The sequence below is a fragment of the Agrobacterium sp. 16-172Ci genome, from assembly GCF_053522725.1.
In genome coordinates, this window is record NZ_JBNWBW010000021.1 from 80,247 (window position 1) to 103,347 (window position 23,101).

The window sequence follows — 23,101 nt, forward strand, 5'->3', positions numbered from 1 at the left end:
GTTTCGCCGCAACACCGAAGCGGGATGGCGAAAAGTGTAAGCGGTTTTCGTCCGGAATCCCGCTTTAATTCTTTAGCCCGGATAACGATTGAGATTTAAGATCGTTCGACCTGAAATCTAAATAGTGATCTGGACGACGCGCGGTTTCGCTATATATCGAATGTGGCGACTTTTCCTCAACATCCCGGCGAAAGAAAGGTAGATTATGACAGACTTGACGATTGGCGGCCCGGCTCCCGATTTTACTTTGCCCCGCAACGGTGAAGGGACGGTGACATTGTCCAAACTGCAAGGCAAGGCCGTCATCCTCTATTTCTATCCGAAGGACGATACTTCCGGCTGCACCGCAGAAGCCATCGACTTCAGCGCGCTGGGCGGCGAATTCGAGGCAGCCAACGCCGTCGTCATCGGCATTTCGCCCGACAGCGTTAAAAGCCACGACAAGTTTGCGGCAAAACATTCGCTATCCGTCATGCTCGCTTCCGACGAGGAGAGGAAGGTTCTGGAAGCCTATGGCGTCTGGAAGGAAAAAAGCATGTATGGCAAAAAATACATGGGTGTCGAACGCACGACCGTCCTCGTTGCCCCGGATGGAAAAATCGCGGAAATCTGGAACAAGGTTAAGGTCGCGGGCCATGCCCAGGCCGTTCTCGAGGCCGTGAAGAAGCTCTGAGGGACCAACCCGTCGTGACGCCCCCGTTCAAAATCATCTCGCTGCGAGGCGGCGCGACGGATGCCATCGTGAGCGCCGATCTCGACAGAAAGACCGCACTCGCGCAGGAAACGGCGACACGCTGGTTCGAGCGCCGTCTGTCGCTGCGCTCGCCTCTCGACCCGCCGCTGCCTGAGCGGCCGGGCAGGCCGCAGAAGCCGGAACTCGTGCCGCCAACCGCCGTGGAACGCCGCTCCCTACACAGCGTCAGGGGCCGCATCGCGCTGCTGCACGCCATAGCCCATATCGAACTCAACGCCGTCGATCTCGCGCTCGATATCGTCGCCCGTTATGCCAGCGAGCCGGTGCCGCATTCCTTTTTCGACGGTTGGATGCAGGTCGCCTTCGAGGAGGCGAAACATTTCCGGCTGGTGCGGGACAGGCTGAGAAGCCTCGGCGCCGACTATGGCGATCTGCCGGCCCATGACGGGCTCTGGCAGGCCGCGCATTCCACCCGCAACGATCTCACTGCACGGCTCGCCGTCGTCCCGCTCATCCTGGAAGCGCGCGGACTGGACGTCACCCCTTCCCTGCAGGCGAAGATGCGTGAGACTGGCGATCTCGAAAGCGCCGCCGTTCTCGATGTCATCTATAATGACGAAAAGGGCCATGTCGCCATCGGCGCGAAATGGTTCCGGTTCCTGTGCGCCCGTGAAAAGAAGGACCCGGCCGCAACCTTCAGGCAGCTGGTGCGCGCGAATTTCCGCGGCCCTTTGAAACCGCCCTTCAACGACATCGCCCGCGCCGAGGCCGGCCTGACGCCTTCCTTTTACCGCTCGCTCACATCCGTCAGCCAATAGCCGACACCGCCAAAAAGCCTCTCCGGCAAAACTTCGTTAACCTTAACGAATTATGATTTCCCTTAAGAAATCGGCCAGTCCGGAGAGAGATTGTGACTGATACGGCGGAAAACCGGGTATTCGGCAAAAAGCGTGAGCCTCACGTGCTCATTCTCGCGCGCGGCGACAGGGTGCGGCACATGACCATCCGTCCGTGGATGGCGGCGCTTGCCGGCTGCACGATCGGCCTTTTCTCGCTCGGTTATCTCGGAGCCACAGGCTATCTCATTTTGCGTGACGACCTGATCGGCGCGACCATGGCCCGCCAGACCCGCATGCAGAACGACTATGAAGACCGCATTGCAGCGCTGAGAGCTCAGGTGGACCGTGTCACCTCCCGGCAATTGCTCGATCAACAGGTCGTTGAAAAGAAAGTGGAAAAGCTGCTGGAACAGCAGGCGGCGCTGACCTCGCGGCACGGCCGAATGAGCGAATTGCTGGAGCGCGCCGAAAATTCCGGCATCGCCGCCTCCCCGGCCGCACCCTCTTCTCTTTCGAACGCCATGGCGCCGGAAAAACGCGCTGACCTCTCCGGCGGCCTTTCAGCCATCGAAAAGCTGATGACGCCACGCAAGCCGCAGGTGGAAAAGCCGGCCACATCGGACAGACGCGCCGCCTATGTACCCGAAGCCGGCGAAACGCCGTCCGACCGGGCCGACCGGGTGTTTTCCAAGGTGACCCTGTCGCTGAAGGATATCGAACGCCAGCAGATATCGCGCATCGCCAGACTAACCAGCGACGCCGAGGACAAAGCGAATGCGATGCAGGACATCATCCGGCAGGCGGGCCTGAAAATCGAAGAGAACGGCAATGACGACATAGGCGGCCCCTATGCCGACCCCGAGCGCGGGGACACCGATCCTTTCAACCTGTCGCTCACCAATCTCGACAATGCGCTGAACCGGCTCGACATCGTCAAGGAAACCGCGACCACCCTGCCCTTCGGCAACCCGGCCCCCGGCCGGGCGATCACCAGCCGATTCGGCAACCGGATGGATCCGTTTCTCGGCCGCCCGGCCCTGCATACCGGCATCGATTTTCGTGCTGAAACCGGTGCTGACGTCAAATCCACCGGCGCGGGCAAGGTGACGGTCGCGGAAAATTCCGGCGGCTACGGCAATATGGTAGAAATCGATCACGGCCAGGGCGTCTCGACGCGATTCGGCCATCTCTCCGCGATTCTGGTGAAAGCCGGCGACAGGGTCGAGGCCGGCGACGTCATCGGCCGCGCCGGCAGCACCGGCCGCTCCACCGGTCCGCATGTGCATTACGAGGTGCGCCGCAACGATACGCCAGTCGATCCGATGCGGTTCCTGATCGCCGGAACGGAACTCAAAACCTATTTAAAATAGCAGCCCGATTTTAATGCTTTTTTTGCGCTTTTTACTATAAATCGCTGAAATCTGCACCAAAGGCCAAGATGCCCCGCCCGAACCCCGCTGTTTCGCGCGCTTTTCCCGTTGTTTCCTTGACTTTCCGGCAATTTGGGCATATCCCCGCGCCAAGTCTTTGCAAGTGCCGTCGCGGCACGCAGGTGTTCTTACCGAACCAGAACGGAAAAAGTTCTTCCTTTGACAACATTCTCTGATCTTGGCCTGAGCCAAAAAGTTCTTTCCGCTATTGCAGATGCCGGCTACACGACGCCGACACCCATTCAGGCTGGCGCCATTCCGCCGGCACTGGAAAAGCGTGATATCTGCGGTATCGCACAGACCGGCACGGGCAAAACCGCGTCCTTCGTTCTGCCGATGCTCACCCTGCTCGAGAAGGGCCGCGCCCGCGCCAGAATGCCGCGCACGCTGATCCTTGAGCCGACCCGTGAGCTGGCAGCGCAGGTGGCGGAGAACTTCGAGAAATACGGCAAGAATCACAAGCTGAACGTCGCGCTCCTGATCGGCGGCGTTTCCTTCGAAGACCAGGACCGCAAGCTTGAGCGCGGCGCCGATGTGCTGATCTGCACCCCCGGCCGCCTTCTCGACCATTGCGAGCGCGGCAAGCTTTTGATGACCGGCGTGGAAATCCTCGTCATCGACGAAGCCGACCGTATGCTGGATATGGGCTTCATTCCCGATATCGAGCGTATCGCCAAGATGATCCCGTTTACCCGGCAGACGCTGTTCTTCTCGGCCACCATGCCGCCGGAAATCCAGAAGCTGGCCGACCGGTTCCTGCAGAACCCCGTTCGTGTCGAGGTCGCCAAGCCCTCCTCCACGGCAAAGACCGTTGCCCAGCGCATCGTTGCCGCGCACAACAAGGACTATGAAAAGCGCGCCGTGCTGCGCGATCTCGTCCGCGCCGAAGAAGCCGAACTGAAGAACGCCATCATCTTCTGCAACCGCAAGAAGGATGTGGCCGACCTCTTCCGTTCGCTCGACCGTCACGGTTTTTCCGTCGGCGCGCTGCATGGCGACATGGACCAGCGTTCGCGCACCACCATGCTGCAGAACTTCAAGGACGGCAATCTGAAGCTGCTCGTCGCCTCCGACGTTGCCGCACGCGGCCTGGACATCCCCGATGTCAGCCACGTCTTCAACTTCGATATTCCCATTCATTCGGAAGACTATGTCCACCGCATCGGCCGTACCGGTCGTGCCGGCCGCTCGGGCAAGGCCTTCACCATCGTCACCAGGAGCGACACGAAGTATCTCGACGCGATCGAAAAGCTGATCGGCGAAAAGATCGAGTGGCAGAACGGTGACCTCTCCACCCTTCCCGCGCCCATGGAAAGCTTTGAAAGCAATTCCGGCCGCCGGGGCAAGGAACGGGGCGGCAGGGGCCGCGACCGCAACCGTCGCGACGCAGCGCCGGTCGAAAACATCAATCAGGGTGCACAATCCGCTGCGGACACGGACATCGCGGCTCATGGAGACGACAAGGTGAAAGCAGAACGCAAGCAGGAAAAGACCCCGCGCAATTCCGACCGCAACAGCCGCAATCCGCTGCACGCCAATGACGACAACCGCGACCGCCGCCGCCATTATCGCGACCATGACGATGGCCCGACACCGGTTGGCTTCGGCGACGACATCCCCGCTTTCATGCTGATCGTGGCCAACGCCAAGGCCTGACCGCGGGAATGGACAGCATGACGCCGACCTCCAGGCCAGGTCTCGATTTTCCGGGTGTCGGCGTCGGCCTCGCCATCATGCGTGACGGCCGCGTGCTTTTATGCCGGCGTCTGAAGGCGCCGGAAGCCGGATACTGGAGCATTCCGGGCGGCAAGGTCGATCACCTTGAAACTTCCCTCGCCGCGGCACGCCGCGAGGCCGAAGAAGAAACCGGGCTCAAGATCGGCAACGTCGAATTCCTCTGCCATAGCGAATTCATCGATCCGGAAGATCGCCACCACTGGGTTTCGCTGATCTTCGTCACCCACGATGCGCAGGGTGAGCCGGCACTGACCGAACCCGACAAGCTTTCCTCCATCGGCTGGTTCGATCCGGATAAGCTTCCCGAACCCATCTCCGCCTTTGCCAGGGACGCCCTGGCCGCCCTGAAATAAAGCCGCACAGACGGCCGACCGAACTCGCTCGCGGGCGAAAATGTCCGTCAACCGGCATATCAAGCAGTTATGTTGATGTGGACTTCGGAGCCGGCTTCGCTCCCTCCGCGCGATATCTTTTCCATAAATTCGAAAATGAAAGAACGTCTTTGCGCAGGAGTTTCCTAATTCAATTTTAAATTGCTTAAATTAGCTCCACGTAAAAAACCGCCCCAGTTTCCCGAAGCGGTTTATACGTAATGAAAAAAATAGAATATGAAACCCAATATAGTCTGGCAGTGCTTATATTCGGAACACTTTCCGAGGCCTATTACAGCCAATTTCAGTCGTCCCCTGAAACAGTTACATCTAAGCTAATCATTTACTTTCCGTCAAGCAAATCTTCTCGCAAATGCGAAAAAACCGCGAGGAAAAACTTGCCCACGCCATGAAGCTTTACATATTTTGAATATATATCAGCAAGTTAGGAAAATGGGAATAAAATGTGCATTTTTGTGGGCTGCACTCTAGAAGGCAGACTTAATAGCTCACGTTTCCCAAATTGCATCTCTACTCCACAAATATAATAGTTTTATAAAGCAATACCGTCGTTCATCCTCGCTGACGTCTTCCCGCCTTGGAAACAGGTAGATGATTAAGATTCTGTGGGAAATCAACGACAACGATCATCTTCAGCCTCCGGCGGTAAAAACAACTTAAAATTGACGCATGTGGCGTTTTTTCCGACGCAGACTCGAGGCTGCACGGAGGCAACATCCCATTGCGATGTTAAATCCCTGAATTCATGCAGTTACAGCTTCGATATAATCAGTCGGATGCCAAGAATGATAAGCCCCCACATTAAAATGGAGACGATTAAAACCAATAATAAAAACCTGCACCTAAAATAAAGTATGATATTTTTGGCAATATTCTCCATTTTCTTTCCATGATGGTACGCCGTTGGCTGCCAAATACATTTGGCGTGGAAGAAATTCCGATCAGTGATGTCTTTCTTCTCTTGGCTTTATCGCGGGGGAAATCACGACCATCGCCATCACGACAATCGCGAACAACAAAATAAATGGGCACAAAACGAGCATTGCAAGGCCCTTAGTCGCCGAACCGAATACTTTGCGTAGCAACCCTGACCTTTCAACGCGCATCGCGGCCGCCTTTTTAGAGATCTGTGTCTCCAGAAATTGTCGTCAACGCTTCACAATCGAATCGTCTTGAAGACCGCGAACGATCATCAAGCATTCAACGGCGAGATATTTGATTCTATGCAATGGAACGAAGCGTGCTCTCTATCTTGCTGATGCCTTTAACACAGTGCTAAATAACCTATTAAAACAAGTGCGTCCTGGCAGACGCGCTCCCAATGGATGACATGCGAACACAGAGAGGATTAAATTACATTTGGATTTTTGTAAACTCCATTTGTGATTTAATTTAAAGGAATTTGGCCAGGAAAGAAGTCGAGCCCAAGACAGCCCTAGGAAAACGCCTCCGCGCTGTGAGGGCGGCGTTCGATATCGATGACCGGGATGTCTTCGCCAACCGACTGGCAATCAGCAAAAGCGGGCTGGCGCATTATGAGCGGGGCGAACGCGTGCCCGATGCCGAACTGCTTTCCGCGTACCACCGGGAATTTGGCGTGAACATATCATGGCTGGTGACGGGACATGGAGATATGTTCGAAGGTGGGCAATCGGCGAGCGCAGACTATAGCTCACATCAGCTTTTAGTGGATCTGATCAATCCTCTCGGAAGATTGATCAACAAAGTTTACCGCGACCATGAGGTGAGGATAACCGACGATCAGCGCTTCGCGGAGTTGACCAGATGGCATAATAATTTGACCCGCCGCGCCGGCTCATCCTTCGATTGGAACGATCTTATGTCCCAGTTGCCGTGGGTAGAGCAAAGCCTTGGAGAGGAGTTGCTCTCCAGGCGCACAAGCCCGGAAACCAGCAAAAGATCGGCGAGCTGATCCTCACAAACAATGCAGACACACGGGGCAATATGATGGTTTTGCGGGAATGTCCGTGAAGCGCGCGTATTTTTCCTTTGGAAAACCGGTTGTTGCCGATAAACATCAAGCCGGGACAACAGGATTTCTATCACGTCATGCTTTCACTTCGCCTGCTAACGATCATCGCCGGTTTTGCCCTTGCGGGCTCAGCAAGCGCGGCATCGATTGGCATTGTTGCGCCCCAGAGCGGTCCTTACGAACTTCTGGGGCAGCAGGTACGGCAGGGCGCGAAGGCGGCGGCGGCAAAGCTCGGGCTGGATGTCGTCGAAATCCATGAAAGCTGCGAAGATGGCAGCGGCGGCGCGATAGCCGATGGCCTCGTGGCCGCCAAGGTCAGCACCGCAATCGGTTTCTTGTGCACCGAAACGCTTCAGGATGTTCTGCCACCGCTGAAAGCGGCCGCCATTCCCGCCATCACGCTTTCCAGCCGCGCGCCGATCCTGATGGAAGACGCCCTGAAGTATGGCTGGCCGCTCTTTCGCCTCGCCCCGTCTGACAGGGCCGAATCGGACAGGATCGCGGAGATCATCCTGCGCGACTGGAAGGGACATTCCATCGGACTTGTGGATGACGGCACGATCTACAGCCGCGAGCTGGTCGACCGCATCCGCTCGTCGCTCGAGGAAAACGGCCTGAAGCCCACCCTTGCCGATACGATGCGTCCCAACCAGGAACAGCAGGTGGCGCTGGTGCGCCGGCTGGCGCGCACCGGCATTTCCCATGTCTTCGTCGGCGCGGAACGCAACGACGTCGCCATCATTGCCAGAGACGCGGGGTCGGAGAACATTCCCCTCACCCTCATGGGCGGCGATGCCATGAATGCGGCCAACAATCCGGTCCCCTTGGCCGCGAATGTGCTGGCGGTCACCCGCCCGGCCTATGATACCCTGCCATCGGCCCAGGCGGTTGCCGGCGAACTGCGCGGCGCCGGCATCGAGCCGGAAGGTTACGTCCTGCCGGCCTATGCGGCAGCGGAACTCACCGCCGCCCTTGCGGAAGCCACACAGGCGCAGTCGAAACCCGCGCCGGAGATACTGGCGGGCGGCACCCTTTTCAAAACCGTTCTCGGCGATCTCGGCTTCAACCCGTCGCATGATCTTTCGGACAATCCCTATCGCCTGCAGCGATGGAACGGCCAGCGCTTCGAACCGGCGGACAAGGCTGAAAGACAATAGGCGAAACCCGCGCCGCCGAAAATTCGAGGAAACGCAGCTGAAAACCGCCGGCAACCGCGCGACCGGCCGTTTCAAACCCCGATACTTGGTGTTAAAGGCAGCTTACGCAACGCGTCGAGAGGAGTTTGCCCCATGTCCCTGCCCATCCGCATAGCCCCGTCCATTCTGGCTGCCGATTTCGCCAAGCTCGGACAGGAAGTCGCCGATGTCACGGAAGCGGGCGCGGACTGGATTCATCTCGATGTGATGGATGGCCATTTCGTCCCCAATATCTCCTTCGGGCCGGATGTCATCAAGGCGCTGCGGCCGCACAGCATGGCGTTCTTCGACTGCCATCTGATGATCGCGCCCGTCGATCCCTATCTCGAAGCCTTCGCCAAGGCGGGCTGCGACAGCATCACCGTGCATGCCGAAGCCGGGCCTCACCTGCACCGCTCGCTGCAGACGATCCGCGGGCTCGGCAGAAAGGCCGGCGTGACGCTCAACCCCGCAACACCGCTTTCAGTTATCGAAAACGTTCTTGATGACGTCGATCTCGTCCTGATCATGAGCGTCAACCCCGGTTTTGGCGGGCAGAAGTTCATTCCGGCCATGCTGGACAAGATCCGCGCGGCAAAGGCCATGATCGGCGACCGGCCCATCGAACTCGAAGTGGATGGCGGCGTGACGGCGGAAACCGCAGGCGCGATCGTTGCCGCCGGTGCGAATGCGCTGGTGGCCGGCTCGGCCATCTTCAAGGGCGACGGCGTTGCCGACTACCGCAAGACGGTCGCGCAACTGCGCCACGCAGCGGAAGCCGCGCGGACATAACCGCCGCCGCCGAAGGGCGCACGGCAAGCCGTTGGGGGATCGGCATGGAAAGCGACAGGCGGGGTTTCCGTGACACGGCTTCGGCAGCGCTGTTTCCGCTGCTCGGCGCGCTTGTCTGGGCCGTCTGTTCCAGCGCCGCCGCCGCTATCGGCCTCTATGTCAGGAACCGGCTGGAAACCGACCATGCCGCCGACATAATCATGCTTTTCTTCGCGGGCGGCCTCTTCGGCTGGCTGCTGGCCATGGCGGCGCTGCACCTTCTCCCTGCTTCAGCCGCCCTGCCGCTGCGTTTCGTGGCGGCCTGTCTTGCCATCGCTTTTTTCACGCTGGCAGTTGCGGCGGCGTTTTTCGCTTTCGAATACCGTATTTTTTATGCGCAATGGCACGCGCCGGCATTCTCCCGCATCTGGTTTTTCCAGCAGCTCTTCACATCGCTCGGCGCGATTTACCAGTTCTGCATTCTCGGCCCTGGCTTATATTTTCCCTTTGCCATCGTTCCGCTCCTGCCTGCGGGCGCGATCCTCTGCCGACGTGCGCAACGAGCAACAGAGGCATGTAGCTTGATAGATTGAGATTACCGGAACACTTTGCTAAACGGGCAGCAAATTTCCTCCACAAAGAAAGTCATTGCCATGATCCCTCGTTATTCCCGGCCGGAAATGGTCGCCATCTGGTCGCCGGAAACAAAGTTCCGCATCTGGTTCGAGATCGAGGCATATGCCTGTGACGCACTTGCCGAACTCGGCGTTATCCCGAAGTCCGCTGCCCAGACCATCTGGGAAAAGGGCGGCAGCGCCACCTTCGACGTCGCCCGCATCGATGAGATCGAAGCCGTCACCAAGCATGACGTCATCGCCTTCCTCACCCATCTTGCCGAATTTGTCGGTCCCGACAGCCGTTTCGTGCATCAGGGCATGACCTCGTCGGACGTGCTCGATACCACGCTCAACATCCAGCTCGTACGCGCCGCCGATCTGCTGCTCGCCGATATGGACCGGGTGCTGGCGGCGCTGAAGACCCGCGCCTTCGAACACAAGAACACGGTGCGCATCGGCCGCAGCCACGGCATCCATGCCGAGCCGACCACCATGGGCCTGACCTTTGCCCGCTTCTATGCCGAGATGTACCGCAACCGTGAGCGCCTCGTTAATGCCCGTGCGGAAATCGCCACGGGTGCGATCTCCGGCGCCGTCGGCACCTTCGCCAATATCGACCCGCGCGTCGAAGAACATGTCTGTGCCAAGCTCGGCCTAATTCCCGAGCCGGTCTCCACGCAGGTCATCCCGCGTGACCGCCACGCCATGTTCTTCGCAACCCTCGGCGTCATCGCTTCGTCGATTGAAAACGTCGCCATCGAAATCCGCCACATGCAGCGCACCGAGGTTCTGGAAGCGGAAGAGTTCTTCTCTCCCGGCCAGAAGGGCTCGTCCGCCATGCCGCACAAGCGCAACCCGGTTCTGACCGAAAACCTGACCGGCCTTGCCCGTCTGGTGCGCATGTCGGTCGTTCCGGCCATGGAAAACGTGGCTCTGTGGCACGAGCGCGATATCAGCCACTCCTCCGTCGAACGCGCCATCGGCCCCGACACCACTGTCACGCTGGATTTCGCGCTGAACCGCCTGGCCGGCGTCATCGAAAAGCTGGTGATCTATCCGGACAACATGCTGAAGAACATGAACAAGTTCCGCGGCCTCGTGCATTCGCAGCGCGTTCTCCTGGCGCTGACGCAGGCCGGCGTATCGCGCGAAGACGCTTACCGTCTGGTACAGCGCAACGCCATGAAGGTCTGGGAACAGGGCGCCGATTTCCTTGAGGAACTGCTGGGTGACGAAGAAGTGCGCGCCGCACTTCCCGAAGAGGTGATCCGCGAAAAGTTCGACCTCGGCTACCACACCAAGCATGTCGACACGATCTTCACCCGCGTCTTCGGCAACGCCTGAGACTTGAGCTGAGTTTGAGACCTTGAAGTTAATGCCGCCGCGACCTTGATCGCGGCGGCATCGCAACACAGATATGGGCGCATGAAAGTTTCAGAAGCAGATATCCTGATCGTCCCCGGTTATACCAATTCCGGCCCCGACCACTGGCAGAGCCGCTGGGAGCGCAAGCTTTCCACCGCCCGCCGCGTCGAGCAGGCCGAATGGTCCAAACCCGTGAAGGAAGACTGGGTCGCCCGGCTGGTGGAAGAGGTCAATGCCTCCACCAAACCCATCGTCCTCGTCGCGCATTCGCTCGGTGTGCCGACCGTCATCCATGCCTTGCCGGAAATCGGCAAGAAGGTGTCCGGCGCGCTGCTCGTCGCGCCGCCCGATGTCGCCAATCCCGATATCCGGCCGAAGCACCTGATGACCTTCGGGCCTTACCCGCGCGATCCGCTGCCTTTCCCGGCGATCACCATCGCCAGCCGCAACGATCCTTTCGGCTCTTATGAACATGCCGATGACATTGCCGCCGCCTGGGGCTCGCTTTTGATCGACGCCGGCATGTCCGGCCATATCAACACCGAGTCGGGCCATGGTCCGTGGCCGGAAGGCGGTATGGTCTTCGCGCAGTTTTTGAGCCGGCTGAAGGCTGTCGAGCCCTGACGGCACCGGCCCTGCGGACCGCCTCCCCTTCGATCAGCCACGGAAGCCTCATTTCAGGGCGCAGCGGTTTCCCCGGCCTGTCACAAGAATTGAAGGGAAATATGCGAGCCGCATTGTAGAATGCACTCTTTTCCTTTATGGGACCGCTTCAAAGACCAAACGCAACGCCACCAGAATCGGCGTCAACCAAGAGACCTGCAATTATGAACCGTCGCCGCCGTATTTACGAAGGCAAGGCCAAGATCCTCTACGAGGGTCCGGAGCCAGGCACGCTTATCCAGTTCTTCAAGGACGATGCGACCGCCTTCAACAAGAAGAAGCATGAAGTCATTGACGGCAAGGGCGTGCTGAACAACCGTATCTGCGAATACGTCTTCACGCATCTGAACAAGATCGGCATTCCCACGCACTTCATCCGCCGCCTCAACATGCGCGAGCAGTTGATCAAGGAAGTGGAGATGATCCCGCTCGAAGTCGTCGTGCGCAATGTCGCTGCCGGCTCGCTGTCGAAGCGCCTCGGTATCGAGGAAGGTGTGGTTCTGCCGCGCTCCATCATCGAATTCTATTACAAGTCGGATGAGCTCGAAGACCCGATGGTCTCCGAAGAGCACATCACGGCTTTCGGCTGGGCCAACCCCGCCGAGCTTGACGACATCATGGCGCTCGCCATCCGCGTCAACGACTTCCTGTCCGGCCTGTTCCTCGGTGTCGGCATCCAGCTCGTCGATTTCAAGATCGAATGCGGCCGCCTTTTCGAAGGCGACATGATGCGCATCATCCTCGCCGACGAGATTTCGCCCGATAGCTGCCGCCTGTGGGACATCGAAACTCAGAAAAAGATGGACAAGGACCTGTTCCGCCGCGACATGGGTGGGCTTCTCGAAGCCTATTCCGAAGTCGCGCGCCGTCTCGGCATCATCAATGAAAACGAACCGATCCGCGGCACCGGCCCTGTCCTCGTGAAGTAATATCGGCCTCGTGAAATAATATCGACACCGCAAGGGTAAAATCAGGAGAAGATCAGGTGATCAAGGCACGGGTGACTGTTACGCTGAAGAACGGCGTTCTCGATCCGCAGGGCAAGGCAATCGAAGGCGCGCTCGGCAGCCTCGGTTTCGGTGGCGTCGGCCATGTCCGTCAGGGCAAGGTCTTCGACCTGGAGCTGGAAGGCGCCGACAAGGCCAAGGCCGAGACCGACCTGAAGGCAATGTGCGAAAAGCTGCTGGCCAACACGGTCATCGAAAACTACGCAATCGCCATCCTCTGAAGCCCAGGAGCCGCCGTCCATGAAATCCGCTGTCGTCCAACTTCCCGGCCTCAACCGCGACCGCGACATGATCGCGGCTCTGACGAAAATCTCCGGTCAGGCGCCCGTCACCATCTGGCAGACGGAAACGGACATTCCCGATGTCGATCTGATCGTCATTCCCGGCGGCTTCTCCTATGGCGACTATCTGCGCTGCGGCGCCATTGCCGCCCGCATGCCGGTCATGCAGGCCATCCGCGAAAAGGCGGAAAAGGGCGTCAAGGTTCTCGGCGTCTGCAATGGCTTCCAGATTCTGGTCGAGGCGGGCATGCTGCCGGGCGCGCTGATGCGCAACGCCTCGCTGAAATTCGTCTGCCGCGAAGTGAAGCTCGAAGTCGCCAATAACGACACGGACTTCACCCGCGCTTACGACAAGGGCCAGATCCTGCGCTGCCCCGTCGCCCATCACGACGGCAACTACTTCCTTGATGCGGATGAGCTGAAGTCGGTTGAAGGCAACGGCCAGGTGGTGTTCCGTTATGCCGAGGGCACCAATCCCAACGGCTCGCTGAACGACATTGCAGGCGTCATCAACACCAAGGGCAACGTTCTCGGCATGATGCCACACCCGGAAAACCTGATCGAAGCCGCCCATGGCGGCAATGACGGCCGCGGCCTCTTCGCTTCGGCGCTTGGCGTCATCGCAGCCTGATAGACCAAGGCGGGTTTCAAGCCCGCCTTTTTTGATGCCGGCTTCCGGCTATGTTTCGGCTCTTCTTCTGGATGACCTGATGCCCCGCATTCTTCGATACGATGCCTATAAAGCCACCGGACTGATCCTCGCTGCCGCCGCACTCGCTGCCTGCCAGCCGAAACCGCAGCCTTCCTCCTCCGTCTCCCGCGCGGCCCTGCCGACCATGGAACGGATCGCGCTTGGCGCGAATGCCTGCTGGTTCAAATCGGGCGACGCGGCGTTCAAGGCCTATCGCCTGGCGCCGGAACTCAACTCCTTCTCCGGCCGTCCGCGCATCCTGCTCGTGCCGCGCAACAGCCCGGAATCGCGCCCCATGCTGGTGGTTCAGGCAGAAGGCAACCCGGCAAAGCTCGATGCTTTCGGCCCCGTGATGAACGAAGCCCTTTCCGGCCGCATCGCAACCGACGTCAAGCGCTGGGCGAACGGCGGCAAGGGCTGCTGATCGACAGGCACCGGCACCCCGTGAGAACGCGGTCGGCATAAAAAAACCCGCCAGCGCCGGTTGGGATTGGCGTGGCGGGTTGCCGAATGGCTGCTTGGCGCCGGGGAAAGAAGGCGCCGCTCTCCGACAAAAAATCAAAGGGGCCGCGGCGGCCAGGAGAAGAGCCGGGATTTTGCCGCCTCCCTCAAGGCTTCATCCCGCGTAACGCCGATATCGTCTAGCAGATCGTCCGAAAGCTCCCGCAGGGCGAAGCGCCCCTGACGTTTCCGCTGCCATGAGGATATGCCCGCAATCAGGCGACCAATAAGCGTGCGGGCGATCTTGGCCGGAAAGGGCGCCGGTGCGACCATGTCGCCGGCATCGCGGAACACGCGTTCCCGTTCGTAGCTATCAGGATAGAGTGTATCCGCTGTCGAAAGGTATTGATCCATCTTGCGCATATTGCACCTATTGTCTCCGTGCGTTTAGCCTCACTCAATGCAGACAATAAATACAATTGACTTGAGGATAGATACAATGCATAAATTGTCACCATGACAAATTGGCTTCCCGACATTACCGAGGGCGATGGCCCGATTTACCTGCGCCTCGCCGACAGTATCGAAGGCGCGATTTCCGACGGCACCCTGCAGGCCGGCTCGAAACTGCCGCCGCAGCGCAATCTTGCTTACGATCTCGGTGTGACAATCGGCACAATCAGCCGGGCCTATGCGCTCATCCACGAGCGCGGGCTCGTCAGCGGTGAGGTCGGACGCGGCACCTATGTCAATGAGCGCAAGACCCCTGCCCCGTCATTGCCCATGGAGTCGGCAACGGCCGCCTTCGGCAGCACGCGCCATGCCGTCGACACCAGCGCCGAATTCCGGTTGAACACCACCGCTGCGCCGGATGTCGGCCAGAGCGTGCTGATCGCCAGACACATCGAGGCGGTAACCAGAGAGCATCTTCAGGACATTACCAATTATGCCCGCTCTTTTCCCGACAACTGGTGCATGGCGGGCGTTCGCTGGCTTTCCCAGAATGGCTGGTCGCCGAAGCCGGAAAACATCGTTTCGACGCTTGGCGCCCATGCGGCGGTGATGAGCGTGATGTCGGCGATGACGGCGCCGGGCGACCGCATCGTCTTCGAACCCGTCACCTATTCCCACATCAGCCGCAGCGCCGCCCTTGCCGGCCGGCGGGTGACGCTGGTGGAGGCGGATGAGAACGGCATTGTCCCTGACGATTTCGAACGCGTCTGCGCCCAGCAGCACCCCAAGATGATCTTCCTGATGTCGGCCGGCCAGAACCCGACCTGCGCCACCCTGCCGGAAGAGCGCCGCCGCGCGATTGCCGATATCGCCCGCCGTTACGGCGTGTGGATCGTCGAGGACAATCTTTATGGCGCGATGACGCGCGATGCGATCCCGCTGATCGCAGAATTTGCGCCCGACATTACCTTCGTCGTCGGCGGCCTGTCGAAATCCGTCGCCGCCGGCGTGCGCGGCGGCTGGGTCGCCTGCCCCGCGCAATATTCCTCGCGCATCCGTATTTCCCACTCGATGATGACGGGCGGCCTGCCCTTCATGCTGGCCGAACTGAATGCGCGCCTCGTCAATAGTGGCGACGCCGACGCCATTCGCAAGGATTGTATCGCCGAGATCAATGAGCGGGAGGCGATTGCCCGGCGGGCCTTCGCCGGACTGGATTTCAATTCGCTGCCCGATATCGCCTTCCTGTGGCTGAGACTGCCCGAACCCTGGCTTTCCGGCACGTTCCGAAACGCGGCGATGAAAGAAGGCGTGCTGATAGATGACGAGGACGAGTTCAAGGCCGGCCGGACGGACAAGGTTTTCCATCGGGTGCGCGTCAGCCTTTCTGGTCCATCGAACCAGCAAGAGTTGACCCATGCCCTCGGCATCCTGCGCCACCTGCTCGACAACGGCTCCGCCGGTTACGAAAGCGTTGCCTAGAGGACGGAGAGTCTTTCCTGCAACACCCGGCCTAATTCAGTAACTTATCATTTACCACGCCGACAAACCTGCCATCCTTTCCGCATTCGAGGTGGGGAATGATTCGATGGCAGCATTCGGTTCCACATGTATGAGGGCGTGTTTCGCGCTGGCGATCCTTCTCGCGACATGTGTCTTCATCGGCATCATGCCCGCCACTGCTGCGGAAGGCACCGTCTTCGACGAATTGCGCTTCGGCGCAACCACCTCGATTTCCAATCGCGACAATGGCGGCGAGGATGGCATCTTCCCGGCCTTCACCGCCTATTTTGATCCCTTCGCCAGTGCATCTGCGGTAACGCTCGGCCAAAAGCTCTCCCGCCCGCGGCTGCATATCGGTGGCGAGATCGGCACTGAGGGCTCGGCGAATACCATTTACGGCGGTGTCAACTGGACCTTCGATCTCAACCCGAAGATCTTTCTCGATTTCGGTTTTGGCGGCCTCTGGCACGATGGCAAGCTGAGAAACAGCGCCGGCGAAACCGGTGCGGAATTCGGCTGCCGGGTGCTTTTCCACGAATATGCGGCGATCGGCTATCGTTTCGATAATAACTGGAATATTTCGACCCAGATCGAGCATGCATCACACGCCAATCTGTGCGACGGCCCGAATGACGGACTGACCCGCGTCGGCCTCATGGTCGGCTATAGGTTCTGAAGAAGCCAAGAAAGCAGCGTTTTGCGGGTAAAACCGCGCATTTTCCTGTCGCACCATCGAGCCTCTTGCGCTAAAGAACCGGAAACTTTCCTCGGCTCGAACCGCGTGAGACCTATGTCTATCTCAAACTCCATCAAGATCACCCCGGAACTCGTTGCATCCCACGGGCTGAAGCCCGACGAATACCAGCGTATCCTCGACCTGATCGGACGGGAGCCGAGCTTTACCGAGCTTGGCATCTTCTCGGCCATGTGGAACGAGCACTGCTCCTACAAGTCCTCCAAGAAGTGGCTGAAGACGCTGCCGACCAAGGGTCCGCGCGTCATTCAGGGCCCCGGCGAGAACGCCGGCGTGGTCGATATCGACGATGGCGACTGCGTCGTCTTCAAGATGGAGAGCCACAACCACCCGTCCTATATCGAGCCCTATCAGGGCGCGGCAACGGGCGTTGGCGGCATTCTTCGTGACGTCTTCACCATGGGCGCTCGCCCCATCGCAGCCATGAACGCCCTGCGTTTCGGCGCGCCTGACCATCCGAAGACCCGCCACCTCGTGGCCGGCGTCGTCGCCGGTGTCGGCGGTTACGGCAATTCCTTCGGCGTGCCGACCGTCGGCGGCGAAGTGGAATTCGACCCGCGTTATAACGGCAACATCCTCGTCAACGCCTTTGCCGCCGGTCTTGCCAAGTCCAACGCGATCTTCCTTTCGGAAGCCAAGGGCGTCGGCCTGCCGGTCGTTTATCTCGGTGCAAAGACCGGCCGCGACGGCGTCGGCGGCGCGACCATGGCGTCCGCCGAATTCGACGAATCCATTGAGGAAAAGCGCCCGACGGTTCAGGTCGGCGACCCCTTCACCGAAAAGTGCCTGTTGGAAGCCTGCCTTGAACTGATGAAGACCGGTGCGGTCATCGCCATTCAGGACATGGGTGCGGCCGGCCTCACCTGCTCGGCTGTTGAAATGGGCGCCAAGGGCGATCTCGGCATCGAGCTTGACTTGAACGCCGTACCGGTGCGCGAAGAGCGCATGACGGCTTATGAAATGATGCTGTCGGAAAGCCAGGAGCGCATGCTCATGGTTCTCGAGCCTTCCAAGGAAGAAGTCGCCAAGGCGATCTTCGTCAAGTGGGGTCTGGACTTCGCCATCGTCGGCAAGACCACCGACGACCTGCGTTTCCGCGTGCTGCACAATGGCGAGGAAGTCGCCAACCTGCCGATCAAGGAACTGGGCGATCAGGCCCCGGAATATGACCGCCCGTGGACGCCCGCCAAGGTGCCTGCGCCGCTTTCGGAAAACGACGTGCCCGCCGCCGATATCGCCGATGCGCTGGTATCGCTGGTCGGTTCGGCCAACAATTCCTCGCGCCGCTGGGTTTACGAGCAGTATGACACGCTGATCCAGGGCAATTCGCTGCAGCTGCCGGGCGGCGATGCCGGCGTTGTTCGTGTCGAAGGTCATGACAAGAAGGCACTCGCCTTCTCCTCCGACGTCACACCGCGTTATGTCGAGGCCGATCCCTTCGAAGGCGGCAAGCAGGCCGTGGCCGAATGCTGGCGCAACATCACCGCCACCGGCGCTCTGCCGCTTGCGGCCACCGACAACCTCAATTTCGGCAATCCGGAAAAGCCCGAGATCATGAGCCAGCTGGTCCATGCCATCAAGGGCATCGGCGAAGCCTGCCGTGTGCTGGAGTTCCCGATCGTTTCCGGCAACGTCTCGCTCTATAACGAGACCAACGGTCAGGCGATCCTGCCCACCCCCACCATCGGCGGTGTCGGCCTGCTGAAGGACTGGGGCCGCATGGCGCGCATCCGTTTCGCCGCCGCTGACGAAGTGGTGCTGCTCGTCGGCGCCCCTGCCGGTCTCGGCACGCATATCGCCCAGTCGGTTTACATGCGTGACATTCATGGCCGAACCGATGGCCCGGCGCCGCATGTCGATCTGGCCGCTGAAAAGAACAACGGCGATTTCGTCCGCAGCCTCATCACCGACGGTCTTGCCACCGCCGTTCACGATTGCTCCTCGGGCGGTCTGGCACTTGCAGTCGCCGAAATGGCGATTTCGTCGGGCATCGGCGCGACCATCGACGCGGTCGAAGGCCACAACCCGGTCCTTACCTTCTATGGCGAAGATCAGGGCCGTTACGTTCTGACGGTCAAAAAGGCCGATCTCGACGAGGTGCAGACTGCAGCGAAGGCGGCGGGCGTTTCCTGCCCGGTCATCGGCGTTACCGGCGGTTCCACCGTAAAGCTGGGCACGGCGCGGGCTGTCGAGATTAAAGAATTGCACTTGGCCTATGAATCGTGGTTCCCTCAATTCATGGACGGCGAAACTTTGCTCGCCGCAGAATGAATTAAGGAGAAACACCATGCCCATGAAACCCGGCGACATTGAAGACATGATTAAGGCGGGAATTCCCGGGGCAAAGGTCACGATCCGCGATCTGGCCGGTGATGGCGATCATTACGCGGCGGAAGTCGTTGCGGAAGCATTCAAGGGCAAGACCCGCGTGCAGCAGCACCAGATGGTCTATGACGCGCTGAAGGGCAATATGGGCGGCGTTCTGCATGCTCTTGCCCTGCAGACCTCGGCTCCCGAATGATAACGCCCGTGAAAGCGGTTCCGGCAACAGACCGTCTCTGTCCCGCCTGCGGCAGAGCGTGAAACCTGCGGAATAAATCAAGGCCCGCGTGATACTCTCACGCGGGCCTTTTTCATGTTCGGCCGAATGGGTCGTCGCCGCTTACAAAACGGGCGGCGTCTGCGAATCCAGAGCGGCGAAGGAGGCCGCAGGCAAAGGTCCTGCCGTCAGCAGGGTAAAATCGTAACCGGATCTGCGGTCCGGCCCCAGAACATATTGCCGATGCATGCGCAGGAAGTTGCGCTTGTTCTTCTTATAACGGTCCGGCGAGAGCGAATGCTTGAAACGGATCGGCACGATCTTCGGCTGCGGCGCATCCCTGTGACCGGTCAGGGCCACGGTATTGCACCGGTAGAGATGAATAGGATCGGTCAGGCACTGGATATCGAACCATGTCACCTCTGGGTGACGAGCAATCGTGCCGACGCTTTGGCGAAGCCGGTCGGCGCTCGACAGGAACGCACATTGCAGCGCCGCCCCGCCCAAGGTCGCAAAGGACAGTTTCCGGCCATCCAGCGCATTCGGCTTCGGCTCCAGCACGCGGCCGATCACGGCGAGCGCAAGGCTGGCACCCATGCTGTGGGAAACCACCAGAACCTCGTCCGAGGGCTGCTCCAGCGCCGTCAGAACAAGTGCCGCCCTCTCCTCGATCCAGTCACGGGCAATCGGCTCATCGCGGCCGACCGCGAGCGCGAACCGCCAGTCCGCATAAAGATGCAGGGTGTGAAACCGCTCCGCAAACGGCAGGAAAGCCTTCACGAAAAACAGGGCGGCGACGGGAAGGCTGATCGCCAAGAGCCAGAGAGGTAGAGCGAAAAGCCACGGCGACAGGGCAATAGCCGCCGCAAGGGCGCCGCCGACAAGCATCAGCAGGAACGGGAAGATGAAGAACAGCCCAAAACGCCAGGCGTGGCGGAAGTAACGCGCCGCACCGCCCTCGGCGATGATGCCGGCTCCGGCCTTGAAACCGAGCCAGATCTGCCGCCAGACGGGCGCATCCCGCAATTGCGATATCACCGCATTATGGTCGTAAACGAAAATGTCGGAGCGGGTCCGCCAGTCGCCCGCCGAGGCCTCAACCGTGAATGTTTCGCCCCCGGCCACATTCTCCAACGGCCCCACGGCATAATCGACATCCCATGTCTTGCCGGAGAGCGCCGCCGCCCGCTGGTAACGCAGATGATGGGCGGCCGCATCGAGCGGATCGAAACCGGGGAAATAAAGAACAAGTCGTGACTTGACGGCTGGCATGCATGAACCTTCGGCCGGAGCATTTCCAGTAAAAGCGCAATCGCTTTTACCTCAGGACAATGCGTAAAAACAAAGAGATAGCGCGCTTTTGCATTTCGGAAGAAAGCAAATGCGCGCTAGAGACACCCGAAAGGATCGCTTGATACAGCGGGCGATGCACGTATAGTAAAAATCGCGACGGAAATGTGATTTATTTATCGGTGAGGGAAATTTGTCTGGCATCGTCGATCAAGTGCTCAACGGCGTCGTCAAGGGCGCGCTCTCTGAAATCCTCACCAAGACCGGCATCCGCAAGACGCGCCGTGCGCGTCGGACGAAAAGCACCGGCTCGCTTGCCGGCGGCATCGTCGGCTCGGTTCTGGAAGCCGCGATCAACGCCGCCATAAAACCCAAGCCGGCCAAGAAGCAGGTGAGCAAAAGACGCACAGTCGCCGCCCGCAGCCGGCAGAGATATCGCTGAACCGTCACAGGCCGATATTTGGCATGTCGTGCACCCCATCAGGGACGGATTTTTTACGCTTTCCGGGTGGAAATCGCGCCACGACATGTTATCTAGGAACAAACAGAAAGCAGCGGCCTTGAACCGCATGTGAAAGGAATAGGCCTATGAGCGGCATTCACGACATGATCGACAGCGAAGTGAAGAGCAACGATATCGTTCTTTTCATGAAGGGCACCCCGCAATTTCCGCAGTGCGGTTTTTCCGGCCAGGTGGTACAGATCCTCGATTATCTCGGCGTCGACTACAAGGGTATCAACGTGCTTGCCGATGCAGATATCCGCCAGGGCATCAAGGACTACTCCAACTGGCCGACCATCCCGCAGCTCTACGTCAAGGGCGAATTCGTCGGCGGCTGTGACATCGTAAGAGAGATGTTCCAGTCTGGCGAACTTCAAAACCACTTCCAAGAACAGGGTATCAGCGTCCGCGGCGCGGCCTGATTTCGGCCGGTTCATCCGGCCCACCCTGATTGTCAGAAATTTATGCCAGGCGTTGCTTCATGCAACGCCTTTGCCGTTCTTTTTGGGGCAATCCTGTGACAAATCTTTCACAATCCACCGCTTCGCGCGCAGGCTCGATGGGGCGCACGGAATTCATCGCGCTTGCCGCGATGCTCATGGCGCTGAACGCGCTTGCCATCGACATCATGCTGCCCGGTCTTCAGGAAATCGGCGCTTCGCTCGGCGTCGAGAACGAAAACCACCGCCAATATGTGATTTCTGCCTATCTTCTCGGCTTCGGCATCGCCCAGCTTCTGTACGGACCGATTTCGGACCGTTTCGGACGCCGCAAGCCGATGTTCGTCGGGCTCGCCATCTACATCGTTTCAGCCATTGCCGTGGTCTTCGTACCGTCCTTCTCCGGGCTGCTGATGCTGCGCTTCATTCAGGGCATCGGTTCGGCGGCCACGCGTGTCATCACGGTCTCAATCGTGCGTGATATCTATGGCGGACGGCAGATGGCGGAAGTCATGTCGCTGATCATGATGGTCTTCATGGTCGTGCCGGTCATTGCGCCCGGCACCGGCCAGATCGTGCTGTTTTTCGGTGACTGGCACCTGATCTTCGCTTTCATGGCGGCCATTGCCGCCGTGGTGACGGCCTGGATGTATTTCCGCCTGCCGGAAACCCTGCATCCGGACGATATCCGCCCCCTGACCGCAAGCTCCATCCTCGGCGGTTTCAAGATCGTGCTCACCAACCGTATCGCGCTCTGTTATACGCTCTCCAGCACCTTCATCTTCGGGGCGCTGTTCGGCTTCATCAACTCGGTCGAACAGGTCTATAAGGGCATTTACGGGCTCGGCGCATGGTTTGCGGCGGCCTTTGCGGGCGTGGCGCTGTTCATGGCCTTCTCGTCCTTCGTCAATGCAAGGCTGGTCGGCCGGTTCGGCATGCGCAAGCTGTCGCACGGCTCGCTGCTCGGCTTCATCGCCATCACCTTCGTCTGGCTGCTGGTGCAGGTGCTGGGGCCGGAACCGATGCCCTTTGCCATCTTCATCGTGTTCTTTGCGCTCGCCATGTTCCAGTTCGGCTGGATCGGCTCGAACTTCAACTCGCTGGCGATGGAACCGCTCGGCCACGTCGCCGGCACCGCATCGTCCGTCATGGGCTTCATGGGGACCGTCGGCGGCTCGCTGATCGGCGCGGCCATCGGCCAGTCTTTCGACGGCACGGCGCTGCCCATGGTGGCGGGCTTCTTCGCCGTCTCCATCGTCGGCCTCATCTTCGTGCTGATCGGTGAAAAGGGCGTGCTGTTTCAGGCGCATAACAAGCCGACCCGCTGAGGGGCGATAGACAAATGAAAGGGCGCGGAATTCTGTTCCGCGCCCTTAATGTTATGACAAGTCTGCTTTCACACTCAACGTCATCCTTGGGCTTGTCCCACTACTGTCCGGTTTAAATTTGCGGCCATTGGAAGGCCATCTGGTTTTGGTTTCTGGGTTTGTCCGGTGGCGGGTCGAGAAGCCGATCGGTGCGTCG

The 23,101-nt window shown here is 59.5% G+C and carries 24 protein-coding genes; 22 read left to right on the forward strand and 2 right to left on the reverse strand.

The window, feature by feature from the left end; genetic code table 11:
- The first annotated feature begins 205 nt into the window (after window positions 1-205).
- From ACQZ40_RS18330 to ACQZ40_RS18400, 15 genes are all read left to right on the forward strand, one after another.
- Complete coding sequence (locus tag ACQZ40_RS18330) at window positions 206-673, forward strand: peroxiredoxin (RefSeq protein ID WP_020810868.1); 468 nt, start codon at window positions 206-208, stop codon at window positions 671-673.
- Between the two features lie 14 nt (window positions 674-687).
- Window positions 688-1,512, forward strand: coding sequence for a ferritin-like domain-containing protein (locus ACQZ40_RS18335; RefSeq protein WP_174036136.1), 825 nt, complete (start codon window positions 688-690; stop codon window positions 1,510-1,512).
- Between the two features lie 92 nt (window positions 1,513-1,604).
- Window positions 1,605-2,903, forward strand: coding sequence for a M23 family metallopeptidase (locus ACQZ40_RS18340; RefSeq protein WP_220318712.1), 1,299 nt, complete (start codon window positions 1,605-1,607; stop codon window positions 2,901-2,903).
- A gap of 219 nt (window positions 2,904-3,122) precedes the next feature.
- A complete protein-coding gene (locus ACQZ40_RS18345) occupies window positions 3,123-4,619 on the forward strand; it encodes a DEAD/DEAH box helicase (RefSeq protein WP_003520451.1) in 1,497 nt (498 codons plus the stop codon).
- An 8-nt stretch (window positions 4,620-4,627) separates the two neighbouring features.
- A complete protein-coding gene (locus ACQZ40_RS18350; RefSeq protein WP_448748413.1) occupies window positions 4,628-5,053 on the forward strand; it encodes an NUDIX domain-containing protein in 426 nt (141 codons plus the stop codon).
- 1,441 nt (window positions 5,054-6,494) lie between these two features.
- Window positions 6,495-7,025, forward strand: a complete 531-nt coding sequence (locus tag ACQZ40_RS18355; protein WP_078052784.1) for a helix-turn-helix domain-containing protein — start codon at window positions 6,495-6,497, stop codon at window positions 7,023-7,025.
- An 89-nt stretch (window positions 7,026-7,114) separates the two neighbouring features.
- Window positions 7,115-8,242 carry an ABC transporter substrate-binding protein gene (locus ACQZ40_RS18360; protein ID WP_174036137.1) on the forward strand — a complete coding sequence of 376 codons (1,128 nt, stop codon included), beginning with the start codon at window positions 7,115-7,117 and terminating at the stop codon, window positions 8,240-8,242.
- 132 nt (window positions 8,243-8,374) lie between these two features.
- Entirely contained in the window at window positions 8,375-9,052 is a 678-nt protein-coding gene (gene rpe / locus ACQZ40_RS18365; protein ID WP_003520447.1) for a ribulose-phosphate 3-epimerase, read from the forward strand.
- 44 nt (window positions 9,053-9,096) lie between these two features.
- Window positions 9,097-9,624, forward strand: coding sequence for a hypothetical protein (locus tag ACQZ40_RS18370; protein WP_078052783.1), 528 nt, complete (start codon window positions 9,097-9,099; stop codon window positions 9,622-9,624).
- A 60-nt stretch (window positions 9,625-9,684) separates the two neighbouring features.
- The gene (gene purB, locus ACQZ40_RS18375; protein ID WP_142845083.1) at window positions 9,685-10,992 is read left to right on the forward strand and encodes an adenylosuccinate lyase; all 1,308 of its coding nucleotides are present in this window, start codon (window positions 9,685-9,687) and stop codon (window positions 10,990-10,992) included.
- Between the two features lie 81 nt (window positions 10,993-11,073).
- On the forward strand, window positions 11,074-11,637 hold the full coding sequence (locus ACQZ40_RS18380; RefSeq protein ID WP_174044550.1) for an alpha/beta hydrolase: 564 nt from the start codon (window positions 11,074-11,076) through the stop codon (window positions 11,635-11,637).
- A 203-nt stretch (window positions 11,638-11,840) separates the two neighbouring features.
- Window positions 11,841-12,605: a phosphoribosylaminoimidazolesuccinocarboxamide synthase gene (gene purC / locus ACQZ40_RS18385; RefSeq protein ID WP_003520440.1), complete on the forward strand. Its 765-nt coding sequence runs from the start codon at window positions 11,841-11,843 to the stop codon at window positions 12,603-12,605.
- 56 nt (window positions 12,606-12,661) lie between these two features.
- Window positions 12,662-12,904 (forward strand): phosphoribosylformylglycinamidine synthase subunit PurS, encoded by a 243-nt coding sequence (gene purS, locus ACQZ40_RS18390; protein WP_003507918.1) that lies wholly within the window; start codon window positions 12,662-12,664, stop codon window positions 12,902-12,904.
- Window positions 12,905-12,923: 19 nt separating this feature from the next.
- Window positions 12,924-13,595, forward strand: a complete 672-nt coding sequence (gene purQ, locus ACQZ40_RS18395; protein WP_137410602.1) for a phosphoribosylformylglycinamidine synthase subunit PurQ — start codon at window positions 12,924-12,926, stop codon at window positions 13,593-13,595.
- A gap of 79 nt (window positions 13,596-13,674) precedes the next feature.
- On the forward strand, window positions 13,675-14,079 hold the full coding sequence (locus ACQZ40_RS18400) for a hypothetical protein (RefSeq protein ID WP_065655218.1): 405 nt from the start codon (window positions 13,675-13,677) through the stop codon (window positions 14,077-14,079).
- A 134-nt stretch (window positions 14,080-14,213) separates the two neighbouring features.
- Here ACQZ40_RS18400 and ACQZ40_RS18405 read toward each other — a convergent pair whose 3' ends face one another.
- The gene (locus tag ACQZ40_RS18405) at window positions 14,214-14,519 is read right to left on the reverse strand and encodes a DUF1127 domain-containing protein (RefSeq protein ID WP_448748414.1); all 306 of its coding nucleotides are present in this window, start codon (window positions 14,517-14,519) and stop codon (window positions 14,214-14,216) included.
- 93 nt (window positions 14,520-14,612) lie between these two features.
- Between ACQZ40_RS18405 and ACQZ40_RS18410 the strand changes: the two genes are divergently transcribed.
- The 4 genes from ACQZ40_RS18410 to ACQZ40_RS18425 all read left to right on the forward strand — a co-directional run bounded on the left by ACQZ40_RS18410 (window position 14,613) and on the right by ACQZ40_RS18425 (window position 19,327).
- Window positions 14,613-16,031: an aminotransferase-like domain-containing protein gene (locus ACQZ40_RS18410; RefSeq protein WP_448748415.1), complete on the forward strand. Its 1,419-nt coding sequence runs from the start codon at window positions 14,613-14,615 to the stop codon at window positions 16,029-16,031.
- A 106-nt stretch (window positions 16,032-16,137) separates the two neighbouring features.
- Window positions 16,138-16,728, forward strand: a complete 591-nt coding sequence (locus tag ACQZ40_RS18415; protein WP_448748416.1) for an acyloxyacyl hydrolase — start codon at window positions 16,138-16,140, stop codon at window positions 16,726-16,728.
- A gap of 114 nt (window positions 16,729-16,842) precedes the next feature.
- Window positions 16,843-19,077, forward strand: a complete 2,235-nt coding sequence (gene purL / locus ACQZ40_RS18420) for a phosphoribosylformylglycinamidine synthase subunit PurL (protein ID WP_078052779.1) — start codon at window positions 16,843-16,845, stop codon at window positions 19,075-19,077.
- Window positions 19,078-19,093: 16 nt separating this feature from the next.
- A complete protein-coding gene (locus ACQZ40_RS18425) occupies window positions 19,094-19,327 on the forward strand; it encodes a BolA/IbaG family iron-sulfur metabolism protein (protein WP_003507909.1) in 234 nt (77 codons plus the stop codon).
- A 141-nt stretch (window positions 19,328-19,468) separates the two neighbouring features.
- Here ACQZ40_RS18425 and ACQZ40_RS18430 read toward each other — a convergent pair whose 3' ends face one another.
- Window positions 19,469-20,617 (reverse strand): hypothetical protein, encoded by a 1,149-nt coding sequence (locus ACQZ40_RS18430; protein ID WP_448748417.1) that lies wholly within the window; start codon window positions 20,615-20,617, stop codon window positions 19,469-19,471.
- Between the two features lie 211 nt (window positions 20,618-20,828).
- Between ACQZ40_RS18430 and ACQZ40_RS18435 the strand changes: the two genes are divergently transcribed.
- The 3 genes from ACQZ40_RS18435 (at window position 20,829) to ACQZ40_RS18445 (ending at window position 22,905) form a co-directional block, all read left to right on the forward strand.
- Window positions 20,829-21,077, forward strand: coding sequence for a hypothetical protein (locus ACQZ40_RS18435; RefSeq protein WP_220318719.1), 249 nt, complete (start codon window positions 20,829-20,831; stop codon window positions 21,075-21,077).
- Window positions 21,078-21,223: 146 nt separating this feature from the next.
- The gene (gene grxD, locus ACQZ40_RS18440; protein WP_003520429.1) at window positions 21,224-21,559 is read left to right on the forward strand and encodes a Grx4 family monothiol glutaredoxin; all 336 of its coding nucleotides are present in this window, start codon (window positions 21,224-21,226) and stop codon (window positions 21,557-21,559) included.
- A 137-nt stretch (window positions 21,560-21,696) separates the two neighbouring features.
- The gene (locus tag ACQZ40_RS18445) at window positions 21,697-22,905 is read left to right on the forward strand and encodes a multidrug effflux MFS transporter (RefSeq protein WP_065655211.1); all 1,209 of its coding nucleotides are present in this window, start codon (window positions 21,697-21,699) and stop codon (window positions 22,903-22,905) included.
- The last annotated feature ends 196 nt before the right edge of the window (window positions 22,906-23,101 follow it).